Here is a 22,972-nt window from a genome sequence, read left to right on the forward strand (position 1 = left end):
AATTTTGGTTTTATTGGAGGAGACTATGGACAGAGAACGGTTAATTCTTCTTCATCATTGCCGCGGAGCAGGGTGGAAAGCCATCCAGTCATTCTTAGCATTCGACCCGGAGTTAAAAGCTGTTTTTCAATTGAGCAAGAAAGAGCTTATAGAACGGTTCCGTATGAGTCATCAGAGCAGTAATGATTTTTTAGAAGATATCCGGAAGCTGTCTTACCGCTCCATTGAACAAACATACCGAAAGCATAATATAAAAATACATACATATTTTGATAGTCATTACCCGCTTCCTCTCCGCCATATTTTTGATTCGCCCTGGGTGTTGTACAGCAAAGGGAACACAGAGGCGCTGTCAGCTCCTCTCGCTATTAGTGTAGTAGGAACCAGGAATCCCACCGAGGGCGGATTAAAAAGCCTGAATAAAGTGCTTATGCCCCTGCTGGAAAAAGGATGGGTAACGGTAAGCGGGCTTGCTGCAGGAATCGATACCCATGCCCATGAATTGACTTTAACGCAGTCAGGCAGTACGATTGCAGTACTCGGGTCAGGAATCGGCCATATTTACCCCAAGGCCAACACAGACTTGGCACAACGGATAACAAGAAAAGGACTTCTCTTATCTGAGTATCCGTATGATTTGCCGCCAAGAAAATGGCAGTTTCCACAAAGGAACAGAATCATCAGCGGATTAACCCGTGGGACTCTCGTTGTGGAGGCGCGGGAAAGAAGCGGTTCTCTCATTACAGCAGATCAAGCTATGGAACAGGGAAGGGAAGTATTTGCTGTTCCAGGTTCCATATTGGATGAATGTGCGGCAGGCACTAACCGCCTGATACAGCAGGGAGCCAAGCTTGTAATGGAAGCTGAGGATATTTTAAGTGAATTAAGTTTGATATATTAGGTCAGAATGAAGTATTAGTCCCTGTTATTTCTCTTTATTTGAATGGCAATAATTGAAAACCGTTTGACAAATGATGAGAGTCTATTTAATAATAGGGAAGATTTGATTAAACCCTTAAAGGGGGATGCACTGAAAATGGAAGAGTATTTAGTAATCGTTGAATCTCCCGCCAAAGCAAAAACGATAAAGAAGTATTTGGGAAGCAAATATATCGTTAAGGCGTCCATGGGCCATGTTAGAGATCTGCCCCGAAGCCAAATGGGAGTAGAAATTAGTGAGAATTATAATCCAAAATATATAACGATCAGGGGAAAAGGTCCTGTTTTAAAAGAGTTGAAGACAGCGGCCAAAAAAGTAAAAAAGATTTTTCTCGCATCTGACCCCGACAGAGAAGGCGAAGCGATCGCCTGGCATCTTGCCCACAGCCTGGATATTGATCTGGATTCTGAATGCCGGGTTGTTTTTAATGAGATTACAAAGAATGCTATTAAAGACTCGTTTAAACGCCCAAGAAAGATAAACATGGATCTCGTTGATGCCCAGCAGGCTCGCCGTATACTCGACCGCCTTGTAGGCTATAAGATCAGCCCTTTATTATGGAAGAAAGTGAAAAAAGGCCTCAGTGCCGGACGGGTACAGACCGTAGCTCTTCGTTTGATCGTGGAGAGAGAAAAAGAGATCAAGGCATTTATTCCTGAAGAATACTGGAAGATTAAAGCCGCTTTCTCCTATGGCAAAGAAGAATTTGAAGCCAATTTTTATGGAATCAACGGCAAGAAGAAAGAGTTATCGAATGAAGAGGAAGTCAAGGAAGTTTTAAGCAAGATCAAAGGAAATACCTTTTCAATCGCTTCGGTTCAGAAGAAGGAGAGAAAACGTAATCCCGCGCCGCCATTCATCACTTCTTCCCTTCAGCAGGAAGCTGCAAGAAAACTGAACTTCAGAGCGAAGAAAACGATGATGCTTGCACAGCAGCTGTATGAAGGAATCGACCTCGGAAAAGAAGGCACGGTCGGTCTAATCACGTATATGAGAACGGATTCCACCCGGATCTCAGATCTCGCAAAAGAGGAAGCGAAAACTTTCATTACAGAAGAATATGGTCTGGAGTATGTTAACCAGGGAAATCGCTCAGAGAAAAAACAAGGCAAAAATACACAGGATGCCCATGAAGCGATCAGACCATCTTCTGCTTCCAAACATCCTAAAGAATTAAAAGAGTATTTGAGCCGTGACCAGCTCCGGTTATACCGATTAATTTGGGAGCGTTTTATTGCCAGCCAGATGTCTTCAGCAGTTTTGGACACCATGACTGTTGATCTCGAGAATCAGGGAGTAATTTTCCGTGCCAATGGATCAAAAGTAAAATTTCCTGGTTTCATGAAGGTATATATTGAAGGAAACGATGACGGCAAGAAAGATGAAGACCGTTTACTGCCGAATCTTGAAGAAGGCAAGACGGCCCAAAAGCAGGAAATCGAACCGACTCAGCATTTTACACAGCCGCCTCCAAGGTACAGTGAGGCCAGGCTCGTCAGAACAATGGAAGAGCTGGGCATAGGACGCCCATCAACGTATGCCCCGACATTGGATACGATCCAAAAGCGAGGCTACGTTATGCTCGATGACAAGAAGTTTCAGCCGACCGAGCTGGGAGAAGTCGTTCTTGAACTGACACTTGAATTCTTTTCAGAAGTGTTTAACGTAGAATTCACTGCTCAGATGGAAACGGATCTCGATGAAATCGAAGACGGCGAGAAGCATTGGAACGAAGTTATCGATGAGTTTTATAAAAGCTTTGAAAAACAGCTGGTTGTCGCAGAAGAGGAAATGAAGGAAGTCGAGATCAAAGACGAACCTGCCGGTGAGAACTGTGAATTGTGCGGGCACGAAATGGTCTTTAAGATGGGGCGATATGGAAAGTTTATGGCCTGTTCCAATTTTCCGGAATGCCGGAACACAAAACCAATTGTAAAAGACACGGGTGTTGAGTGCCCTGAATGCCATGAAGGAACAATCGTCGAACGTAAGAGCAAAAAGCGGAGAATCTTTTACGGCTGCAGCAGGTATCCAGAGTGTGAATTTGTTTCATGGGATAAACCTGTCGGCCGAACATGCCCGAAATGCAGTAAAATTCTTGTTGAAAAGAAGACGAAAAAAGGAAAAGTTGTGCAGTGTATCTCTTGTGATTACACTGAGGAGCAAGGTTAAAGGGGAGTTTTTCACAGAATGAACGATTTTGTAAATGTAATCGGCGCCGGACTAGCGGGAAGTGAAGCAGCCTGGCAGATCGCCAAAAGAGGAATTAAAGTCCACTTATATGAGATGAGGCCAAAGAAACAGACGCCTGCTCACCATACAGATAAGTTTGCAGAGCTTGTCTGCAGCAACTCTCTTCGCTCCAATACATTGACCAATGCGGTTGGAGTGCTGAAAGAAGAGATGAGAAAGCTGGATTCGGTGATCATTGCTTCAGCGGATGATTGTTCGGTGCCGGCGGGAGGGGCGCTTGCCGTCGACCGCCACGAATTTGCTGCGATGGTTACAGATCGGGTAAAGAACCATCCTAACGTTACGGTTTTTGAAGAGGAAGTAACGTCAATTCCTGAAGGGCCGACTGTGATCGCGACAGGCCCGCTCACATCAAAGGAACTATCAGAGTCATTAAGAACACTGACATCCGAGGATTATTTGTATTTTTATGATGCGGCAGCCCCGATCATCGATGTTGAGAGCATCGATATGGACAAAGTCTATTTAAAATCCCGCTATGATAAAGGTGAGGCTGCCTATTTAAACTGTCCGATGACCGAAGAGGAATTTGACCGTTTCTATGAAGCGTTGATCTCTGCTGAAACGGTGCCTTTAAAAGAGTTTGAAAAGGAGATTTTCTTCGAAGGCTGCATGCCGATCGAAGTCATGGGCTCCAGAGGCAAGAAAACGATGCTGTTCGGGCCGCTTAAGCCAGTAGGGCTTGAGGATCCAAAAACCGGCAAACAGCCATATGCAGTCGTTCAGCTAAGACAGGATAACAGCGCAGGAACACTCTATAATATAGTAGGTTTTCAAACGCATCTGAAATGGGGGCCGCAGAAAGAAGTCATTCAGCTGATTCCCGGGCTTGAAAAAGCGGAGATCGTCCGGTATGGTGTGATGCACAGAAACACATTTATCAACTCCCCGAAACTTTTAGAGAAGACCTATCAGTTTAAAGACAGAAAGGATCTTTTTTTCGCAGGCCAGATGACGGGTGTTGAAGGCTATGTGGAAAGCGCAGCATCGGGGCTGATCGCCGGAATCAATGCGGCAAGGCTTATGGAAGATAAAGCGCTTCTGGAGTTCCCTCAGGAAACAGCAATCGGCAGCATGGCCCATTACATTACGACGGCCAATGCGAAGAACTTCCAGCCGATGAATGCGAACTTCGGGTTGCTTCCTCCTCTTGAAACCCGTATTAGAAACAAGAAAGAGCGTTATGAAGCATTAGCTGATCGAGCGCTGGAAACAATTCAGAATTTTATAACAAAATTGTGAACTTACTTGTCATTGCCCCTAATCTGTGATACGATTTAGGGGCTTTGTGAGGTGTGATAAGTGGATTTAAATGACCGCTATTTGAAGATGTTTATCGAGTATTTGCAAATAGAAAAAAATAGTTCACATCATACAACGGAAAATTACGAAAAAGCGATCTTACACTTCAAGACGTTTATGAAACAGCAAGCAATCGAAGGATTCGCTGCTGTTTCTTATCTTTTGGTGAGACATTATTTGACATGGCTTCACGAGCAGTCCTATTCCAGAAGGACGGTCGCCAAAAAAATTTCGTCTCTCCGAAGCTTTTATCGTTTTCTTAACCGGGAAAAGATTGTTGAACATAATCCGTTTGCTGCCGCATCTCTGCCCAAAAAAGGCCAGAGCATTCCCCATTTTATCTATGAGGAAGAACTGGCACAGCTTTTTCATGTCAGTGACCTGTCTGATCCGCTGGGTCAGAGAAATCAGGCCATCTTGGAGCTTCTTTACGGGACAGGGATCAGGGTGAGTGAATGCTGCAAGATCCAGCTCGATGACATCGATTTTTACATAGAAACGGTGCTCATTAAAGGAAAAGGTAAAAAAGAAAGGTATGTGCCTCTAGGCAGCTATGCGATAGAAGCATTGACTCGTTATATTGAAGATGGAAGAAAACAGCTTGCAGAGAAAGCCGGCCAGCCTGTAAAAACACTGTTCCTTAACTATAAAGGAGGTTCTCTTTCTGCACGTTCCGTCAGAAATGTATTAAACAGCATGATTCAGCAGACGACGTTAACCGTACATATCAGCCCTCACGTCCTGCGCCACACGTTTGCGACCCATTTATTAAACGAAGGCGCTGATCTGAGGGCCGTGCAGGAATTGCTCGGACACTCTCATCTTTCGTCTACACAGATCTATACTCATGTCACAAAAGAACATTTGAAAAAAATTTATAATAACGCTCATCCTCGTGCATAAATGAAAGTAAGGAGGGATTTTTTAATGACCCATACATTCCATGCAACGACTATTTTTGCCGTTCACCATAATGGACAGTTTGCAATGTCAGGCGATGGCCAGGTTACCTTTGGCAATGCCGTAGTCATGAAGCATTCTGCCAAGAAGGTTAGAAGACTCTTCGGTGGAAAAGTACTCGCCGGATTTGCAGGTTCAGTTGCGGATGCTTTTACGCTGTATGAAAAATTCGAAGCCAAACTGGAGGAATACAGTGGCAACCTCGCACGCGCCAGTGTCGAACTCGCTAAAGAATGGCGTACTGACCAGGTGCTGAGGAAGCTTGAAGCCATGCTGATCGTCATGAACAAAGAAAGTCTCCTGCTCATTTCTGGAACCGGGGAGGTCATCGAACCGGATGATGGCATTCTTTCGATCGGATCCGGAGGCAATTATGCGCTTGCTGCTGGAAGGGCTCTGAAAAGAAATGCTCCTCATCTGTCAGCTGCCGAAATCGCAAGAGCGGCTTTGGAAATTGCCGGTGAAATCTGTGTTTATACAAACGACCAAATTATTTTGGAAGAGCTGTAGAAGGAGCGTGGGAAGAGTGAACACACATTTAACTCCAAGGCAGATCGTTGAGAAGCTTGATCAGTATATCATCGGCCAAAAAGATGCGAAAAAAGCGGTAGCTGTTGCATTAAGGAACAGGTACCGAAGAGGATTACTCGATGAAAAGCTTAGAGACGAGATCTCTCCTAAAAACATTCTGATGATCGGGCCGACCGGTGTCGGAAAAACCGAGATTGCAAGAAGGCTGGCGAAGCTCGTGAACGCCCCTTTTATTAAAGTGGAAGCTACCAAGTTTACTGAAGTAGGTTATGTCGGCCGGGACGTTGAATCCATGGTCCGGGACCTTGTGGAGACATCGATCCGTCTTGTTAAGGAACAAAAAATGCATGATGTAAAAGATAAAGCGGAAGAGAACGCCAATAAACGGCTTGTTGAACTATTGGTTCCTGGAAAACAAAAAGAATCATCCTATAAAAATCCGCTCGAAATGTTTTTTGGTTCGAACAACAGCAATAATGCACAAGCTCCTAGCGACAAAGAAGATGATGCATCAATCAGCCAGCAGCGCAGGCAGATGGCCCATAAACTCGCTCTTGGAGAGCTTGAGAACCATCTTGTAACCGTTGAAGTGGAAGAACAGAACCATTCCATGATGGATATGTTTCAAGGCGCAGGACTTGACCAGCTCGGCATTAACATGCAAGATATGCTTGGAGGCATCGTCCCCAAGAAAAAGAAAAAACGCAAACTGGCGGTCTCCGAGGCCAGAAAAGTGCTCACCCAGGATGAAGCTGCCAAGCTGATCGACATGGATGAAGTCACAAGTGATGCGGTTTACAAAACCGAACAAACAGGTATTATATTTATTGATGAGATTGATAAGATCGCAGGTAAGAACCAAAACAGCGCAGATGTTTCCCGAGAAGGTGTACAGCGTGATATCTTGCCGATCGTTGAAGGATCTACCGTCATGACAAAATACGGATCCATCAAGACAGATCATATTCTGTTCATCTCAGCAGGTGCGTTTCATATGGCTAAACCCTCAGATCTCATACCTGAGCTGCAGGGCCGTTTTCCAATCAGGGTAGAACTTGAAAAGCTGTCTGTCGAGGATTTTACCCGGATCTTAATAGAGCCGGATAATGCTCTTTTAAAACAATACAAAGCATTGCTTGCAACAGAAGGTATAAATCTTGAATTTTCTGACGAAGCTATTTCTAAGATTGCAGGTATTGCTTTCCAAGTGAATCAGGAAACCGACAATATTGGTGCTAGAAGACTTCATACCATCCTGGAGCGATTGCTAGAAGATCTGTCCTTTGAAGCACCTGATGTAACAATGAATGCCATAAAGATCACACCAGAGTACGTAGAAGAAAAACTTGCGACAATCGCAAAGAATAAGGATTTAAGCCAGTATATCCTGTAGGAGGAAATGAAAAATGAATTTATTAGAAAAAACAAGAAAGCTGAATGCGATGCTGCAACAATCCGGAGGAAAGCCAGTCAATTTTAAAGAAATGGCGGAAACTCTCAGGGATGTTATCGAAGCCAATGTTTTTGTTGTCAGCAGAAGAGGAAAGCTTCTTGGTATTTCTTTGAAACAAGAAATTGAAAATGAGAGAATGAAAAAAATGCTCGAGGAACGACAATTTCCTTCCGAGTACACAAAAGGTTTGTTTAATGTTACAGAAACATCATCTAACTTGGACATCGCAAGTGAATATACGGCTTTTCCGGTAGAGAACAAAGAACTCTTCTCTTCTGGATTAACGACCATTGTTCCCATTATCGGTGGAGCAGAGCGTCTTGGAACGCTGATTCTTTCCCGCCTTTCCAATTCTTTCAATGACGATGATCTGTTGCTTGCTGAATATGGAGCCACTGTTGTTGGAATGGAAATTCTGCATGAAAAAGCAGAAGAGATTGAAGAAGAAGCTAGAAATAAGGCTGTCGTTCAAATGGCGATCAGTTCACTTTCATATAGTGAACTAGAAGCAATTGAGCACATTTTCGAAGAGCTTGAAGGAAACGAAGGCTTGCTAGTCGCAAGTAAGATCGCTGACCGTGTTGGGATTACCCGCTCTGTTATCGTAAATGCTCTTCGTAAACTCGAGAGTGCTGGTGTTATCGAATCCCGTTCACTCGGTATGAAAGGCACATACATTAAAGTGCTTAACGATAAATTTTTACTCGAATTATCAAAACTTAAAACAAGCTGAAGATTATGTCATACACAAGGGGCCCATTCTGCTAAAGCAGAATGGGCTTTTTGTATTGGGTGAAATTGTCGAACCATGCAAAGATCACAAGACATTTCAGAACCAATAAATCCTTGTGTATCAACCTTCTAGTAAGAACTTAGTAGGAATAAAGACCTGGACATAAAGTAGTTCTTTTTATCGAAAAAAGTCACTTTGGTAAAAAATACATAGACACTTTTGGTTTTATGCCTTAAAATATGGAATATCGGTAACTTTTGGTACTCTTTTTAAAATTTAGTAGTAAAAAAGAGGGGATATAGTAATGTTTTCAAGTCCTATTTTTCAAATGCTCGAAAGAGGCTTAGATGCCACAGCGTTAAAACAAAAAACAATCACTGACAATCTGGCAAATATCAATACGCCAAACTACAAAGCAAAGAAGGTAGAGTTTCAAACTGTGCTGGATGGAAGTTTAACAGCTTACCGCACGAGCAGCAGGCATGTTCCATTCAGTACGTCTGGAGGCCAAAGCATGGCCTTGATAAGGGACAGCAGTACAATGATGAACAACAACGGGAACAATGTGGATTTAGATAAAGAGATGGCCGATCTGGCGAAGAACCAGATCTTGAACCAGGCCCTGGTTCAAAGGCTGAACGGAAAATTCAATTCACTGCAAATGGTTATTAAAGGGGGCAAGTAATAGATGGGTATGTTCGATGCATTAAACAATTCCGCTTCAGCTCTAACAGCACAGCGCCTGAAAATGGATGTAGTGTCCTCCAACATTGCAAACGCAGATTCAACGAGAGGAAAACTGGTTAATGGAAAGTGGGAGCCTTACCGGAGGAAAATGGTCGTCACAGAACCGAATGGATCTTCATTCAACACGATGTTTCAAACAGCCGTTGACAGCCGCTCAGGAGGTACAGGTGGAGGAGTAAAGGTTGATGGAATAGTAGATGATCAAACACCATTTAAAATGGTTTATCAGCCTGATCATCCGGATGCGGATAAGAACGGTTATATAAAACTTCCTAATGTGGATCCTTTAAAAGAAATGGTAGATCTAGTGAGTTCTACCCGGTCATATGAAGCCAACGTGACGGCATTGAATGCAGCCAAGGGAATGTATTTAAAAGCTTTGGAAATAGGCAGATAAAAGGATAGGAGATACATATGAATACTATCAATGTTACATCAGCAGCAGGCCTGGTAAAGAATGCGTATTCCGCCGGAAAGCAAACTCCTGCAGACGCTCAGAAATCATTCGCGGGCATGCTGAACCACATGCTCCATAAAGTCAATGACTCACAGACGGCATCCAACACTGCTACTGAAAATCTGGTAATCGGCAAGACTACCGATCTTCATCAAGTCATGATTGCTGCGGAGAAAGCCAGCTTAACCTTGCAAACAACATTGGAAATCAGGAATAAGGTCATAGAGGCTTATCAAGAGGTAATGCGTACACAAATGTAGCATTCAATAAATTTTTCGGATAGTCAGGCTAGTTTTATAGGGGTAGGAAGAAAAAACTTTTTTAAAATAAAAAAAGAAGAGAATTTCCTTGAGGAGATTGTTAATCGGGGGAAACGATGATTGAAAAACTGAAGAGCACTATGAACAGAATCTATGTGAATTTTAAAGAGCGCCCTAAAAAGCAAAAGATCATTTTGATCAGTTCCATCGCATTTGTTATTATAGCAGCCGCATTTCTGTTTACGTTTATAGCAAAACCGAAGCTAGTCCCGTTATATTCTGACCTATCTCCCCAGGAAGCCGGTCAAATTAAAGAAAGCCTTGATTCAAAAGGAATCACATCCGAGCTTTCTAATGGAGGCAAGGTCATCTCTGTTCCTCAAGGTGTAGTTGACCAGCTGAAAGTCGAACTTGCTTCAGAGGGCATACCGAAAAGTGGAAGCATTGATTACTCTTACTTCGGAGAGAACAAAGGGTTCGGGATGACGGACAATGAGTTCAGCGTTTTAGAAAAAGAAGCAACACAGACAGAGATCGAAAAGTTGATCAAAAGCATAAATGGTGTAGAAGAAGCCAGTGTGATGATCACAACACCGGATAAGAGCATCTGGGTGAATGACCAGAAAGATACCTCTTCAGCGTCAGTCGTTTTAACACTGAAGCCAGGGTATAAACTTGATCAAAGCCAAGTTAAATCACTGTACCATCTGGTTTCTAAAAGCGTTCCGAATCTGCCGGTCGAGAATATCGTCATATCCGATCAATATTCCAATACCTTTTCGCTTGACCAGACAAACTCGAATTCCGATATGACGGCATACGAAGAACAGCGCCAGATCAAGCAGGATATCGAACGTGATCTGCAAACGAGGGTGCAGCAGATGCTCGGTACGATCATGGGACCGGATAAAGTTGTGGCCACCGTTACAGCTGATATTGATTTTACAAAAGAAAAAAGAGAAGAAAAACTCGTTGAGCCTGTCGATAAGGACAAGATGGAAGGCATAAAGCTGAGTGCTGAAAAAGTCAAAGAAACGTTCACAGGGAACGGAACGGTTCCTGGAGGGGTCGACAACACAGGCCAGAGCGATGTGCCAACCTATCAGGGCGGAGCGAACGGATCCAACGGCGATTATGAAAAAGAAGAAGACAGAATCAACTACGAGGTTAACCGGATAAAAAGACAGATCGTTAAAAGTCCTTACGAGATTAAAGATCTGGGCATTCAGGTTATGGTAGAGCCGCCTAAGCCAAACGATCCAACTTCACTGCAGCAAGGAACACTGAATGACATCCAGCAGATGCTTGGAAATATTGTCAGGACCAGCATCTCAAAAGATACAGCCGCAAACCTGTCGCAGCAGCAGGTCAACCAAAAGATATTTGTTTCAGCCAAACCGTTTAATGGCAAGCAGCGGACGGCGGCATCGGCTAACTCAGCTATTCCGGTTTGGATCTACATTGCTGGCGGAATTCTGCTGGTCGTTATCATTCTTCTCTTAATCCTTCTTCTCAGGAAAAGGAGGCAGGAAGAAGAGCCGGTATCAGAAGATGTCGTGTTCGAGCAAGAGTTCTTTAATATACCAGATGTGAACATGGACCGGGAATCTGAGGGAACAGTCCGAAAAGAACAACTTGAAAAAATGGCAAAGGAAAAGCCTGAAGAGTTTGCCAAGCTGCTCCGCACGTGGCTATCCGAAGAATAGGAGGCTAGTTATGGCAAAAGCTGCCAAGGAATTGAATGGAAAAGAAAAAGCTGCCATGCTGATGATTTCTATGGGACCCGATGTGGCAGCCCAGGTATACAAGCACTTAAATGAAGATGAGATCGAGCGCCTGACGCTACACATCTCACAAATTAGAAAAGTAGATTCAGAAGTGAAAGAGAACATTATTGAACAATTTCATCAGATCGCACTTGCACAGGATTATATCTCTCAGGGGGGGATCGGTTACGCTAAAACTGTCCTGGAAAAGGCTGTAGGCCGGTCGGAAGCGATGGATATCATCAACAGGCTTACATCCACCCTCCAAGTGCGGCCGTTTGATTTTGCAAGAAAAGCAGATCCTGGACAGATTCTTAATTTCATACAGAATGAACATCCACAGACTATTGCTTTGATCCTGTCCTATCTGGATTCATCTCAGGCTGGACAGATTCTTTCAGAACTTCCTCAGGAGCTGCAGGGGGATATCGCGAGAAGGATCGCCATTATGGACCGCACCTCTCCAGAGATCATTAACGAAGTAGAGCAGATCCTTGAACGAAAACTCTCTGCTACCGTAAGCCAGGACTTCACGCAGGCTGGCGGTGTGGAATCTGTTGTGGATGTTCTGAATGGAGTAGACCGGGCGACGGAAAAAACGATTCTTGATGCGCTTGAGATTCAAGACCCGGAGCTTGCAGAAGAAATCAAGAAGAGAATGTTTGTATTTGAAGATATTGTCATCCTTGATAACCGTGCCATCCAGCGCGTGATCAGAGAAGTGCAGAACGAAGATATGCTTCTTGCACTTAAAGCAGCAAGTGAAGAAGTGAAAGAAATTTTGTTCCAAAACATGTCCCAGCGTATGGCGGAGAATTTCAAAGAAGAGATGGAATTTATGGGACCAGTCAGGCTGCGTGATGTAGAAGAAGCTCAATCCGGAATTGTCGGAATCATTCGGAAACTGGAGGATGCAGGAGAAGTCGTGATCGCAAGAGGCGGAGGAGATGACATTATTGTCTAGGATCATTAAATCTTCTTTAGCAGAGACCCAGGATTTGAATCGTACAATCGGAATCAAAAAAATACAGCAAAAAATAATGGTACAGGAACATCTTACGCCTGAATCCAGGATGGAGATCTCCAAGCAGAAAGCGCAGAACATTTTGGAGGAAGCGGAACGCAGCTATGAAGAGATGACCGCAAGAATGGCAAAGGAACGAAGTGAACATGAAGCTTTCCTGGAAAACAGCAAAAAAGAATGGAACGGACAGGTCATCATTGAGCGCGATGAAGCTAGAAAAGAAGGCTTTCATGAGGGGTATGAGGCAGGTTTGATAGAAGGACGAACAAGTTATGAGAGTTTACTGGATCATGCGAGGGAAACGGTAGAGCGCTCAAAGCAGGATTATCAGCAGCGAGTTGAGTCTGCTGAACCTGTTATTATCGAACTTGCAGCAAAGATGGCCAGAAAACTTGTTGGTGAACTTTTGAAAGAAAATAAAGAAGCATGGACCGTGGTCTTAAAGGGTCTCATAAAAGAAGTCAGAGATTATCCTGAAGTGAAATTATATGTCCATCCGTACTGGTATGAAACGACACTGAACGCCAAACAGGAAATACAAAACGTTTTGATGCACACATCCGTCTTGTATATCTATCCGGATGAAAAACTCAGCGAAAACGGCTGCGTGGTTGAATTTCCGTTTGGCAGAATTGAGGGCGGCATGGACAGCCAGCTCAATGAATTGAAAGAAAAGCTGATAGAAACAATAGGTGATCAAAACGATGAACACTGATGACCTTCTGGAAAGCATTGATCAGATCGACACCTACAAGCGCTTTGGAAAGGTTACGAGAGTGGTAGGTTTAATGATTGAATCCCGTGGTCCGAAAGCTTCAATTGGGGATATGTGTTATATCCATACGGGCAGCAGCCATCAGAAGATAAAAGCGGAAGTCGTCGGGTTTAATGAAGAAAATGTACTTCTCATGCCGTTTACGGCACTAAAATCCATATCAGTAGGCAGCCTCGTAGAAGCGACGAGGCGCCCGGTTCAGATTAAAGCAGGCCACGCATTGATCGGACAGGTGCTTGACGGATTAGGGAACCCATTGGACGGAAGTACAATGCTGAAAGGGTTAAGCAGTTTCCCTTCTGAGAATGACCCGCCAAACCCGATGAGAAGGCCGAGGATAAAGGAAAGCATCGAACTTGGGGTGCGTTCCATCGACAGTCTCCTCACGGTTGGCAAAGGCCAGCGGGTCGGAATCTTTGCTGGAAGCGGGGTCGGAAAGTCAACCTTGATGGGGATGATCGCTAGAAACTCTACTGCCGATCTAAATGTTATCGCCCTTATCGGGGAACGTGGGCGAGAGGTTATGGATTTTATCGAAAAAGATCTTGGAGAAGAGGGACTCAGGAAATCAGTGGTTGTCGTCGCCACCTCTGATCAGCCTGCGCTGATGAGAATTAAAGGTGCACTGACCGCCACGGCCATTGCGGAATACTTCAGAAGCCTTGGAAAAGATGTCATGCTGATGATGGATTCGGTCACCCGTTTTGCCATGGCTCAGAGGGAAATTGGGCTTGCTGTCGGTGAGCCGCCAACAACGAAAGGATATACACCATCGGTATTCGCAATGCTGCCGAAGCTTTTAGAGCGTTCCGGTACGGATGTCCAGGGATCCATTACAGCTTTTTATACAGTGCTTGTAGATGGAGATGATCTGAATGAACCGATATCTGACACTGTCAGAGGGATACTTGACGGTCACCTCGTACTGGACAGGAACCTGGCTAATAAAGGCCAGTTTCCTGCGGTAAACTTGCTGAAAAGTATCAGCAGGGTAATGAGTGATATTGTAGACAGCGACCATCGGATAGCGGCCAGCCGGTTTCGCGAACTTCTTGCCTCCTACACGGATGCGGAGGATCTGATCACCATCGGAGCCTATAAAAGAGGATCATCAGAAAAAATAGACAAAGCCATTGAAGCTTACCCTAAAATCCTGTCTTTCTTAAAGCAGGAAGTTGATGAAAAGGCTTCATACTATGACTCGATTTATCGCTTGCTGAGTGAGTTTGGAGGAGAACAGTAACATGGCATTTCAGTTTAAGATGGAAAAAATCTTGGCTCTAAAAACGAAAGAAAAAGAAGCTGTAGAGTCTGAGTACGGCGAGAGCGTAAGAATGTTTGAGAGCTTGGCGAAATCACTCTATGATCTTCTCAGGAAAAAAGAGGAGATAGAACAGCATTCGGATGAACAGTTCAGGACGAGGGTGGTCATCAATGAGCTTCAACAGACACAGCGTTTCCTGCTTTCTCTGACTCAAAAGATCAGCATGGTTCAATCACAGGTGCAGAAGGCCCGTGAGATCATGAATATAACACAGCAAGAACTGGTTGAAAAAACCATCGAAGTAAAGAAATATGAAAAACTGAAGGAAAAACAACATGCTGATTACCAGAGGTTCGTGACTGGAATAGAAAATCAGCAAAATGATGAGTTTTCCATTCTGCGCTACATTAACCAATGAAATTAGGTGAACTCGTTGGAAAGAAAAGAAAAAACAAACCGGTTCTCCTGGATCCTGCTCGTCATCGTAGTGCCCGCGATATTTGTTATCGTCATCCTGGCACTGATTCTCTTGTTCATGGGTGTAAATATCGGTGATAAAGCGAAAGAGATCGGCAGCGGCATCCCTGTTGTGTCATCTCTCATCGATAAAGGTGACAGCTCCGTAAACCCAGCTGATCTGAACGCACAATCGGAGGCGTACTGGAAAAAGAAGGTGAGCGACCGCGACCGAATGATCAAGCTTCTGCAGCGAGATGTTGATAAGAAAGAAACCGAGGCAGAGGGCCTGAAATCAGATCTTGCTGCCGCACAAAAGCAATCGGAATCAGGAATTGCACAAAGTTCGAGCGAGACACAGAACACAAGCAATACAGGGGCAGGTTCTGCACAGCAGAATCCGGATAAAAAGAAAATAGCGGCATGGTATAACACGATGTCACCAAAAAATTCAGCTGATATCCTCTCTAAAATGAAGAGTAAAGATGCAGCGGAAATCTTGCAGACGCTTGATGACGAAGTGACAGGAAACATTCTTGCGAAAATGGACCCTTCCAAGGCTGCTGAACTTACTCTCATGCTGAAAACAAAGTAATTAGAGGAGGTGATTCAACGTGAATTTACCCATTGCTTTACTAGGAAATCGAGCTGCTATACATCAGCCTGGTACTCAACAACCTGGAAAAAAGATGGAGGCTTCTCCGTTTTCTATGAATCTTGCACAGTCGGAAAGGGCGCTGCAAGCTTTAGCATCAGCTGTTCCGCATAAGCAGGAGAAGGTATCGTTAGAGAGTTTGCTTAAAACCATTCTTCAAGCACTGGACAAAGAGGATCAGCCTCTTCAGAAAGGGGACCTGGTTTTACCGGACGTACAGGCTTTATTAGCGAAGCTGCCTTCGGACCTCGTACATCAAATCGAGCAGCTCTTCCAAAGCGGAACGAGTGCTGCAGAAATGATTAAGAGCGAATCTCCGCCTGAAGTAAAAGCTATCACGATACTGATTCATCAGTTCAGCAAAGAAACACAGAATACAGATCCAATCAAAACAAGTGACCCTGTTAAATTTGGAATACCTGAAATTAAAAAAAGCATTGAGCTTCTGTTCCCGATTTTACGAGACTATAAGGAAGTAAAGTCAGCAAAAGCTATTTTAATAGGGCTCATAGAACAACTGCATAAACAGGAGCCGAAAAATGATGGCAAACCGTTTAAGTCGCTGGATCCTCAAACCTTTTTCGATAAAATGGAACGAGTTGTTCTGAAAAAAGAACTGCCCGTTATGCCGTTTCAATGGAACAGTACGGCAACTAAACAAACTGACCGACCAGTTTCTTCAGTTGCTCAGACGCCTGCCTATATGCCGCCCCTGGAACAATTTGTTCTGCACGCGCCTAAATCAGGAAGCAGTGAGGCAGCTCAGCGGCAATTTGTAAAAGAGTTTCAAAACATTATTTTGTCAGGGAAGTTTGCAGCTTCTTCAAACGGTACGGCCAAGCTGAACATCAGGCTGACTCCAGAGCATTTAGGCACACTGAACATTGAGCTCATCTCAAAGAATGGTGAGCTGTCAGCCAGAATTCTTACGAGCAGTGTCGGTGCAAAAGAAATGATGGAATCCCAGATTCATGTGTTAAAGAACGCGTTGCATGGAAACAGCATTCAGCTGGACCGGATCGTTGTCCTGGAACAGCCACAGGAACAAAAATTTCAGCAGCAGGATACGAATTCGCAGCCTCATCAGCAGCATCAGCATCAGCAGCAGGATGACGGTGTACAGGATGAACTGTTCAGTGACCTGTTGGATGAATTAGAGAGCGGGGAATAAAAGATGGCATCATCAATCAGCAATGATCTTTACCTGTCAAATCTTCAAAAAAAAGAGCGCCAAACGGGTTCGAACATTTTGGGGAAAGACGATTTCATGAAAATATTGATGACGCAGCTGCAGAACCAGGATCCTTCGAGCCCTATGGAAGATAAAGAGTTTATCTCGCAGATGGCGACCTTTTCTTCTCTTGAGCAGATGACCAATATGAGCAGCAGCTTCGATAAATTTATCGCTCAGCAGTATGACAATCTTTTCATCCAGCAGAGCAGTTTAATCGGTAAGAACGTTACGTATCTACAAGAAACACAGGATGAGTCAGGGGCGGTAAAAACAGAATCAAAAGAAAGTAAGGTAAAAGCCGTCTTGTTTGAAAACAAAGAAGCTAAATTCCAGCTGGCCGACGGAAACGTAATCGGAAGTAATTCGATCACCCAAGTCTCGAATGAAGATGTACAGGCCAGTAAATAAAGGCAATCCATTAATTAAGGGGAGGAACAAATAATGCTACGTTCAATGTATTCAGGAATCAGCGGAATGAAAAACTTTCAAGCCAAACTAGATGTGATCGGCAACAATATTGCCAACGTTAATACATATGGCTTCAAAAAAGGCCGGACGACGTTCAAAGATCTTGTAAGCCAGCAGATTTCAGGAGCGGGTGCTCCGGGGACTAATATAGGTGGCACCAATCCAAAACAAATAGGATTGGGTTCGCAAATGGCAGCGATTGATACTATTGATACTCAAGGAAGCTTACAAACCACAGGTCGAGCTTTAGACCTCGGAATATCTGGAGATGGGTATTTTGTGGTGGTAAATGGAAATGGAGATAAATTTTTAACAAGAGCGGGAAATTTTTATCTTGATGCAAATGGAAGCATAGTAAACTCAGATGGATTTAAACTTCTCGACTCCGCGGGTACAGCTCTAAAAATTCCTACTGATGCTAGCAGTTTTAGTATTGGAGCAGATGGTTCTATAACAGTAGTCGGAGGAGCGGGTACTAATAATCCGACTAATCCAATTGCGCTTGCAAAGATACCAAACCCAGCAGGATTAGAAAAAGCTGGATCTAACTTATATCGAGTTACAAAAAACTCTGGTAATGACACTGTTGCATTAAGTAAGCCTGGTGATTCGACAAAAGGTGTTGGGTCATTAGTATCTGGTGCTCTTGAAATGTCCAACGTTGACTTGTCTGAAGAGTTCACGGAGATGATTGTGGCTCAAAGGGGTTTCCAGGCAAATACAAAGATTATAACAACATCGGATGAGATCTTACAGGAGTTAGTCAATCTCAAACGATAAGCTGGAAGGGAGGATGGAGTAAGATAACCTCTTACTTATATCCCATAATATGATTATGTTAACTAAATTAAACGGAGAGACATTTACTTTAAACGCTGTCTTTATTGAACAAATCCAGTCTTTTCCTGATACGACCATTACACTGACTTCTGGAAAAAAGTTTGTGGTGAAAGAATCAGAAACTGAGGTCGCAGAAAAAGCCGTCTCCTTTTACCAGAAGATTTCTCCGTTTCACCTTCAGGGGTTGAAGAAGGAGGATTTGTAAATGGAACAAGAAGTTAAAAAGTCTAAGGGCAAACCCATTCTTATCGCCATGCTGGCCGCTTTGGTCATCATGGGGGGTATCGGCTATTATGTTTTCTTCCAGATGCCATCAAAAACAGAAGCGGTTGCCGAACCTTCAGCTGAAGAATTGGATAAGGTAACAGTTGAGACGGAAGAGATCACGACGAATCTGGCTGACCAATCCTTCATCAAGATTAAGTTCAGAATTCAGGCTGACAATGAAGATGCAAAAGCTGAGCTGGAAAAAAGGCTGTTCCAAGTAAACAACATTATTATCTATGAACTGTCTGGAATGAAAGCCGTTGACCTTCAGGGCCAAAAAGGGATCAACCATCTTGAAGGGATCTTGAAGGGCAAGGTTAGCAAACTGATGCAGGAAGGCAAGATTAAAAGAGTTTATACGATTGAAAAGATTATTCAATAGAAAAAATTCATCATAGAAAAGGGGTGAGGCTGTTGGCGGAAGTACTTTCCCAGAATGAGATTGACGCGCTGCTTTCTGCAATTTCCACAGGTGAAATGGATGCGGAAGAGCTGAAAAGAGAAGAGAAAGAACAAAAAGTCAGAACGTATGATTTTAAACGGGCACTGCGCTTTTCGAAAGATCAGATTAGAAGCATCACAAGGGTTCATGAAAACTTTGCCCGGCTGCTGACCACATATTTCTCAGCTCAGCTCAGAACCTATGTGCAAATATCAGTGGCGTCAGTCGACCAGCTGCCTTATGAAGAATTTATACGCTCCATTCCGCGGATGACAATCTTAAATATTTTTGAAGCCTATCCGCTCGAGGGCAGGCTGCTCGTTGAGGTCAACCCCAACATCGCTTATTCGATGCTTGACAGGCTTATGGGCGGCTACGGGGCAAGCATGAACAAGGTAGACAGCCTGACAGAAATAGAAACGAAGATCATCTCTCAGCTTTTTGAACGTGCATTGGCGAATTACAAGGAAGCCTGGAACAATGTGATGGAAATTGATCCCGTTGTACTGGATTTTGAAGTGAATCCTCAGTTCCTGCAGATGGTCTCGCCTAATGAAACGGTTGTTGTCATCTCGTTGACAACAACGATCGGCGAAACGAGCGGGATGATGAACGTCTGTCTTCCTCATGTCGTATTGGAGCCGATCATACCGAAGCTTTCTGTTCATTACTGGATGCAGAACAATCAAAAAGCCAGCATGCCGGAAGAGGCTGCACTGATCGAACAGAAAATCAGGCAGACACCGCTGCCGATGGTTGTAGAACTTGGTTCTGCAAATATGAAGGTGGAGGAGTTCTTACAGCTTGACGCAGGTGACATCATCCAGTTAAACAAAGGAATCCATGAACCATTGGACGTTTTTGTGGAAAACAACAAGAAATTCTTAGCACAGCCCGGTAAATCGAAAAAACGGATGGCTGTGCAGATCATAGAGCAATTAGAGGGGGAAGAGTGACATGGTAGGCGGAAATATGCTCTCACAAGATGAAATTGATGCATTGCTGAACGGAGGAGACTCTTCTTCAGAAGATGATGTCTCGATTGAAGATTACCTGAGTCTAATGGAACAGGATGCGCTAGGAGAGATCGGAAATATATCTTTTGGCAGTGCCTCAACAGCGCTTTCAACCTTGCTGAACCAGAAAGTGCAGATTACAACTCCGGCTGTTTCGATTGTATCGAAAGAAAAATTAAAGGATGAATTCCCGATTCCGCACGTGGCAGTACAGGTGGAATATGTGGAAGGCATTCAGGGAGCAAACCTCCTTGTGATCAAGACTTCTGATGCTCAGATCATCGCAGACCTCATGCTTGGTGGAGACGGAACAAATCCTTCACCTGACTTTGGGGAGCTGCAGCTCAGTGCGGTGGGTGAAGCGATGAATCAGATGATGGGATCGGCTTCCACGTCGCTTTCTACAATTTTTAATAAGCGGGTGGATATTTCGCCGCCTACAATTGACTTTTTAGACGTTGATTCTCCGGCCCCTGTCATTTCGAATGAAGACATTCTTATAAAAGTTTCGTTCCGCCTGAAAGTAGGTGACCTCATCGACTCGAATATTATGCAGCTTGTACATACAGATTTTGCACAAAATCTAGTAAAAGAGCTCATGAATCCAGAGCCGATGACAGCTGGTCCGTCTGATATTTCGGAGAATGTTCCGGTGGCGCATCCAGGAATGGAAGAGCAAGTTTCTATCCATATTGAGCAGCCTGTGGCCAACGAAGTTCCAAGAGCAGAGCAGGCTGTTGAACCAGCACCTCAGCAAAGAACTGTTTCCGTACAGCCGGCCATCTTTTCTGACTTTGAAGACAGCGGCAGTACGTTCACAGAAACGAAAAACCTTGATATGCTGCTGGACATCCCGCTTCAGGTAACAGTCGAGCTGGGAAGAACGAAGAAAAGCATAAAGGATATTCTGGAATTATCACCAGGTTCTATTTTGGAATTGGACAAGCTTGCAGGAGAACCGGTTGATATTCTTGTGAATCAGAAGCTGATCGCCAAGGGTGAAGTGGTCGTCATTGATGAAAACTTCGGGGTGAGAGTGACCGAAATCGTAAGCAGAAGAGACAGACTTCAAAATTTAAGGTAATAACAAGGAGGCAAAATAATGGCTAAACGTATTTTAGTAGTAGATGACGCAGCATTTATGCGAATGATGGTAAAGGACATTCTTGTCAAGAACGGTTTTGAGGTTTGCGGAGAGGCTGGAGACGGGCTGCAGGCGGTTGAAAGGTTTAAAGAACTTGCTCCTGACCTGGTAACTCTTGACATCACAATGCCTGAGATGGACGGCATCACAGCCTTAAAAGAAATTAAGAAGATCAATCCAAACGCGAAAGTAATTATGTGCTCAGCCATGGGACAGCAAGCGATGGTCATCGATGCAATCCAAGCTGGGGCAAAGGATTTTATCGTCAAACCGTTTCAGGCTGACAGGGTTATTGAAGCGATCAATAAAACATTAAGTTAAACATCAGGTGGTGCAGCAATTGAGCAAGTTTATAAGGTGCACAACAAGCGTACTGTTCTCCTTCCTGCTCCTTTTTAACGGATATCAAGCTGTTTCAGCAGAAGAAGGAGGAAGTTCCCGAGCCTCTTCTGCAGAATGCAAGACCGTTTATGAATGTCTGGATAAGAAGGCAGAAAAAAGCGAAAGCGGTAAGAAGCAGGAAAATGTTCAGGAACAATCTTCCCTTACGAGCGGAGGAAGCAGTTTTCTCACGTTTGTTAAGGTTATTATCGCCCTGGGATTTGTACTGTTTCTATTGATTTATCTACTGAAATTTATTCAGCGCAGAACGAAGAACTTTCAAGAAGGAAAGGCTCTGCAGTCTGTCGCCGGCATCGGTGTCGGTGCCAACCGATCCATACAGGCTGTCAAAGTCGGCTCAAGTGTCCTTATTGTCGGGGTCGGTGAATCGGTCACTCTGTTGAAGGAAGTAACCGATGAGGAGGAAGTTGAGAAACTGCTAAGGCAGGATCCGTCAGAAACGCCGAAACTGCCGATGAGGGCGGGAGAAGTGTGGAACAGCCTTTTGAAAAAAAGACAGTCGGCTTCATCTTCCGCTGATTTTTCCAGTGTCATGAAAGCGCAGCTTGAAGAAATGACAAACGCCAGGAAATCAGCGTTAAAACTGCTTGGCAAGAAAGGAAAAGCGGATGAGTGATCTACTGCCAGGACTCAACCTGGATCTATTAAACAATCATAGCTCTGGCGGCATGGAAACCACGATACAGTTATTGCTTCTGCTGACGGTTTTATCTCTGGCACCCAGCATCTTAATTCTCATGACGTGTTTTACTAGGATCGTAATTGTTCTGTCTTTTGTAAGAACGTCACTGGCGACCCAGCAGATGCCTCCCAACCAGGTACTTGTCGGCATTGCACTCTTCCTGACATTTTTCATCATGGCTCCCACCTTTCAGGAGATCAACCATGATGCCATCGGCCCGCTCATAAAAGGGAAGATTACACAGGAGGAAGCCTTTGATAAAGGGACTCTGCCTTTAAAGGAATTCATGACTAAGCATACGAGGGAAAAGGATCTCCAGCTTTTCTTGAATTACTCCGGTGCGAAGAAGCCTGAAAAAATAAAGGATATATCGTTATTGGCCCTCGTGCCTGCTTATGCGATCAGTGAATTGAAATCGGCCTTCCAGATGGGATTCATGATCTTTGTTCCCTTTCTTGTTATCGATATGGTAGTGGCAAGTGTTCTGATGGCGATGGGTATGATGATGCTTCCACCGGTCATGATCTCGCTCCCTTTTAAAATCCTGCTGTTTATTCTTGTTGACGGCTGGTACTTGATTGTGAAATCTCTATTATTAAGCTATTAAACAAGTAGGTGTATCGTATGAATTCAGAATTTGTTATATCCATTGCTGAAAAAGGGGTCTACACGACACTCCTGTTATGCGGTCCGCTCCTCGTAATCGCCCTGGTTGTCGGTCTCATCGTCAGTATCTTTCAGGCGACTACCCAGATTCAGGAGCAGACACTGGCTTTTATCCCTAAAATAGCAGCTGTGCTGATCGCACTCATATTTTTCGGGCCGTGGATGCTTTCTCAAATGGTAACGTTCACGTATGAAATATTTAATAATTTAAATCACTTTGTAGGCTTGTAACAGC

General features: G+C 44.0%; 27 protein-coding genes. All 27 read left to right on the forward strand.

Going from position 1 to position 22,972, the window contains the following annotated elements:
• Positions 1-25: 25 nt before the first annotated feature.
• The 27 genes from dprA (at position 26) to fliQ (ending at position 22,968) form a co-directional block, all read left to right on the forward strand.
• Positions 26-901 carry a DNA-processing protein DprA gene (gene dprA / locus LCY76_RS10335; RefSeq protein ID WP_248252571.1) on the forward strand — a complete coding sequence of 292 codons (876 nt, stop codon included), beginning with the start codon at positions 26-28 and terminating at the stop codon, positions 899-901.
• Between the two features lie 135 nt (positions 902-1,036).
• A complete protein-coding gene (gene topA, locus LCY76_RS10340) occupies positions 1,037-3,112 on the forward strand; it encodes a type I DNA topoisomerase (protein WP_248252572.1) in 2,076 nt (691 codons plus the stop codon).
• An 18-nt stretch (positions 3,113-3,130) separates the two neighbouring features.
• Positions 3,131-4,435, forward strand: a complete 1,305-nt coding sequence (trmFO, locus tag LCY76_RS10345; RefSeq protein ID WP_248252573.1) for an FADH(2)-oxidizing methylenetetrahydrofolate--tRNA-(uracil(54)-C(5))-methyltransferase TrmFO — start codon at positions 3,131-3,133, stop codon at positions 4,433-4,435.
• A 60-nt stretch (positions 4,436-4,495) separates the two neighbouring features.
• On the forward strand, positions 4,496-5,398 hold the full coding sequence (gene xerC, locus LCY76_RS10350; RefSeq protein WP_062231735.1) for a tyrosine recombinase XerC: 903 nt from the start codon (positions 4,496-4,498) through the stop codon (positions 5,396-5,398).
• A 24-nt stretch (positions 5,399-5,422) separates the two neighbouring features.
• On the forward strand, positions 5,423-5,965 hold the full coding sequence (gene hslV, locus LCY76_RS10355; protein ID WP_062231737.1) for an ATP-dependent protease subunit HslV: 543 nt from the start codon (positions 5,423-5,425) through the stop codon (positions 5,963-5,965).
• Positions 5,966-5,981: 16 nt separating this feature from the next.
• The gene (gene hslU, locus LCY76_RS10360) at positions 5,982-7,379 is read left to right on the forward strand and encodes an ATP-dependent protease ATPase subunit HslU (RefSeq protein WP_248252574.1); all 1,398 of its coding nucleotides are present in this window, start codon (positions 5,982-5,984) and stop codon (positions 7,377-7,379) included.
• 13 nt (positions 7,380-7,392) lie between these two features.
• Positions 7,393-8,172, forward strand: a complete 780-nt coding sequence (gene codY / locus LCY76_RS10365) for a GTP-sensing pleiotropic transcriptional regulator CodY (RefSeq protein WP_053354500.1) — start codon at positions 7,393-7,395, stop codon at positions 8,170-8,172.
• Between the two features lie 298 nt (positions 8,173-8,470).
• Complete coding sequence (flgB, locus tag LCY76_RS10370) at positions 8,471-8,857, forward strand: flagellar basal body rod protein FlgB (protein WP_419714989.1); 387 nt, start codon at positions 8,471-8,473, stop codon at positions 8,855-8,857.
• A gap of 3 nt (positions 8,858-8,860) precedes the next feature.
• Positions 8,861-9,316: a flagellar basal body rod protein FlgC gene (flgC, locus tag LCY76_RS10375; RefSeq protein WP_248252576.1), complete on the forward strand. Its 456-nt coding sequence runs from the start codon at positions 8,861-8,863 to the stop codon at positions 9,314-9,316.
• Positions 9,317-9,333: 17 nt separating this feature from the next.
• Positions 9,334-9,636, forward strand: a complete 303-nt coding sequence (fliE, locus tag LCY76_RS10380) for a flagellar hook-basal body complex protein FliE (RefSeq protein WP_248252577.1) — start codon at positions 9,334-9,336, stop codon at positions 9,634-9,636.
• A 116-nt stretch (positions 9,637-9,752) separates the two neighbouring features.
• Positions 9,753-11,342 carry a flagellar basal-body MS-ring/collar protein FliF gene (gene fliF / locus LCY76_RS10385; RefSeq protein WP_248252578.1) on the forward strand — a complete coding sequence of 530 codons (1,590 nt, stop codon included), beginning with the start codon at positions 9,753-9,755 and terminating at the stop codon, positions 11,340-11,342.
• Positions 11,343-11,352: 10 nt separating this feature from the next.
• The gene (fliG, locus tag LCY76_RS10390) at positions 11,353-12,366 is read left to right on the forward strand and encodes a flagellar motor switch protein FliG (protein ID WP_248252579.1); all 1,014 of its coding nucleotides are present in this window, start codon (positions 11,353-11,355) and stop codon (positions 12,364-12,366) included.
• On the forward strand, positions 12,359-13,141 hold the full coding sequence (gene fliH / locus LCY76_RS10395) for a flagellar assembly protein FliH (protein WP_248252580.1): 783 nt from the start codon (positions 12,359-12,361) through the stop codon (positions 13,139-13,141). The genes fliG and fliH overlap by 8 nt, the downstream gene beginning before the upstream one ends.
• Entirely contained in the window at positions 13,131-14,444 is a 1,314-nt protein-coding gene (fliI, locus tag LCY76_RS10400) for a flagellar protein export ATPase FliI (protein ID WP_248252581.1), read from the forward strand. The genes fliH and fliI overlap by 11 nt, the downstream gene beginning before the upstream one ends.
• A gap of 1 nt (position 14,445) precedes the next feature.
• Positions 14,446-14,883, forward strand: coding sequence for a flagellar export protein FliJ (gene fliJ / locus LCY76_RS10405; RefSeq protein WP_248252582.1), 438 nt, complete (start codon positions 14,446-14,448; stop codon positions 14,881-14,883).
• A gap of 15 nt (positions 14,884-14,898) precedes the next feature.
• Entirely contained in the window at positions 14,899-15,516 is a 618-nt protein-coding gene (locus tag LCY76_RS10410; RefSeq protein ID WP_248252583.1) for a MotE family protein, read from the forward strand.
• A 19-nt stretch (positions 15,517-15,535) separates the two neighbouring features.
• On the forward strand, positions 15,536-16,747 hold the full coding sequence (locus tag LCY76_RS24030; protein ID WP_248252584.1) for a flagellar hook-length control protein FliK: 1,212 nt from the start codon (positions 15,536-15,538) through the stop codon (positions 16,745-16,747).
• Positions 16,748-16,750: 3 nt separating this feature from the next.
• The gene (gene flgD, locus LCY76_RS10420; RefSeq protein ID WP_248252585.1) at positions 16,751-17,218 is read left to right on the forward strand and encodes a flagellar hook assembly protein FlgD; all 468 of its coding nucleotides are present in this window, start codon (positions 16,751-16,753) and stop codon (positions 17,216-17,218) included.
• Positions 17,219-17,251: 33 nt separating this feature from the next.
• Positions 17,252-18,058, forward strand: coding sequence for a flagellar basal body rod protein FlgG (flgG, locus tag LCY76_RS10425; protein ID WP_248252586.1), 807 nt, complete (start codon positions 17,252-17,254; stop codon positions 18,056-18,058).
• Positions 18,059-18,107: 49 nt separating this feature from the next.
• Positions 18,108-18,323 carry a flagellar FlbD family protein gene (locus LCY76_RS10430; protein ID WP_248252587.1) on the forward strand — a complete coding sequence of 72 codons (216 nt, stop codon included), beginning with the start codon at positions 18,108-18,110 and terminating at the stop codon, positions 18,321-18,323.
• Entirely contained in the window at positions 18,324-18,767 is a 444-nt protein-coding gene (gene fliL, locus LCY76_RS10435) for a flagellar basal body-associated protein FliL (protein WP_248252588.1), read from the forward strand.
• A 29-nt stretch (positions 18,768-18,796) separates the two neighbouring features.
• The gene (gene fliM, locus LCY76_RS10440) at positions 18,797-19,783 is read left to right on the forward strand and encodes a flagellar motor switch protein FliM (RefSeq protein ID WP_248254647.1); all 987 of its coding nucleotides are present in this window, start codon (positions 18,797-18,799) and stop codon (positions 19,781-19,783) included.
• 1 nt (position 19,784) lies between these two features.
• On the forward strand, positions 19,785-20,927 hold the full coding sequence (gene fliY / locus LCY76_RS10445) for a flagellar motor switch phosphatase FliY (RefSeq protein WP_248252589.1): 1,143 nt from the start codon (positions 19,785-19,787) through the stop codon (positions 20,925-20,927).
• An 18-nt stretch (positions 20,928-20,945) separates the two neighbouring features.
• Positions 20,946-21,308, forward strand: coding sequence for a response regulator (locus tag LCY76_RS10450; RefSeq protein WP_053354484.1), 363 nt, complete (start codon positions 20,946-20,948; stop codon positions 21,306-21,308).
• Between the two features lie 19 nt (positions 21,309-21,327).
• Positions 21,328-22,005: a flagellar biosynthetic protein FliO gene (locus LCY76_RS10455; protein ID WP_248252590.1), complete on the forward strand. Its 678-nt coding sequence runs from the start codon at positions 21,328-21,330 to the stop codon at positions 22,003-22,005.
• 52 nt (positions 22,006-22,057) lie between these two features.
• Positions 22,058-22,678 (forward strand): flagellar type III secretion system pore protein FliP, encoded by a 621-nt coding sequence (gene fliP, locus LCY76_RS10460; protein ID WP_231689253.1) that lies wholly within the window; start codon positions 22,058-22,060, stop codon positions 22,676-22,678.
• A 17-nt stretch (positions 22,679-22,695) separates the two neighbouring features.
• Positions 22,696-22,968, forward strand: a complete 273-nt coding sequence (fliQ, locus tag LCY76_RS10465) for a flagellar biosynthesis protein FliQ (RefSeq protein ID WP_053354481.1) — start codon at positions 22,696-22,698, stop codon at positions 22,966-22,968.
• Positions 22,969-22,972: the final 4 nt, after the last annotated feature.

Source organism: Fictibacillus marinisediminis (genome assembly GCF_023149135.1).
Classification (GTDB): Bacteria; Bacillota; Bacilli; order Bacillales; family Fictibacillaceae; genus Fictibacillus_C; species Fictibacillus_C marinisediminis.

Bases quoted from the DNA above. Each gene is read 5' to 3' on its own strand.
- dprA (WP_248252571.1), top strand. From the start codon at position 26: ATGGACAGAGAACGGTTAATTCTTCTTCATCATTGCCGCGGAGCAGGG.
- topA (WP_248252572.1), top strand. From the start codon at position 1,037: ATGGAAGAGTATTTAGTAATCGTTGAATCTCCCGCCAAAGCAAAAACG.
- trmFO (WP_248252573.1), top strand. From the start codon at position 3,131: ATGAACGATTTTGTAAATGTAATCGGCGCCGGACTAGCGGGAAGTGAA.
- hslV (WP_062231737.1), top strand. From the start codon at position 5,423: ATGACCCATACATTCCATGCAACGACTATTTTTGCCGTTCACCATAAT.
- codY (WP_053354500.1), top strand. From the start codon at position 7,393: ATGAATTTATTAGAAAAAACAAGAAAGCTGAATGCGATGCTGCAACAA.
- flgC (WP_248252576.1), top strand. From the start codon at position 8,861: ATGGGTATGTTCGATGCATTAAACAATTCCGCTTCAGCTCTAACAGCA.
- fliE (WP_248252577.1), top strand. From the start codon at position 9,334: ATGAATACTATCAATGTTACATCAGCAGCAGGCCTGGTAAAGAATGCG.
- fliF (WP_248252578.1), top strand. From the start codon at position 9,753: ATGATTGAAAAACTGAAGAGCACTATGAACAGAATCTATGTGAATTTT.
- fliG (WP_248252579.1), top strand. From the start codon at position 11,353: ATGGCAAAAGCTGCCAAGGAATTGAATGGAAAAGAAAAAGCTGCCATG.
- fliI (WP_248252581.1), top strand. From the start codon at position 13,131: ATGAACACTGATGACCTTCTGGAAAGCATTGATCAGATCGACACCTAC.
- fliJ (WP_248252582.1), top strand. From the start codon at position 14,446: ATGGCATTTCAGTTTAAGATGGAAAAAATCTTGGCTCTAAAAACGAAA.
- flgD (WP_248252585.1), top strand. From the start codon at position 16,751: ATGGCATCATCAATCAGCAATGATCTTTACCTGTCAAATCTTCAAAAA.
- flgG (WP_248252586.1), top strand. From the start codon at position 17,252: ATGCTACGTTCAATGTATTCAGGAATCAGCGGAATGAAAAACTTTCAA.
- LCY76_RS10430 (WP_248252587.1), top strand. From the start codon at position 18,108: ATGATTATGTTAACTAAATTAAACGGAGAGACATTTACTTTAAACGCT.
- fliL (WP_248252588.1), top strand. From the start codon at position 18,324: ATGGAACAAGAAGTTAAAAAGTCTAAGGGCAAACCCATTCTTATCGCC.
- fliY (WP_248252589.1), top strand. From the start codon at position 19,785: ATGGTAGGCGGAAATATGCTCTCACAAGATGAAATTGATGCATTGCTG.
- LCY76_RS10450 (WP_053354484.1), top strand. From the start codon at position 20,946: ATGGCTAAACGTATTTTAGTAGTAGATGACGCAGCATTTATGCGAATG.
- fliP (WP_231689253.1), top strand. From the start codon at position 22,058: ATGGAAACCACGATACAGTTATTGCTTCTGCTGACGGTTTTATCTCTG.
- fliQ (WP_053354481.1), top strand. From the start codon at position 22,696: ATGAATTCAGAATTTGTTATATCCATTGCTGAAAAAGGGGTCTACACG.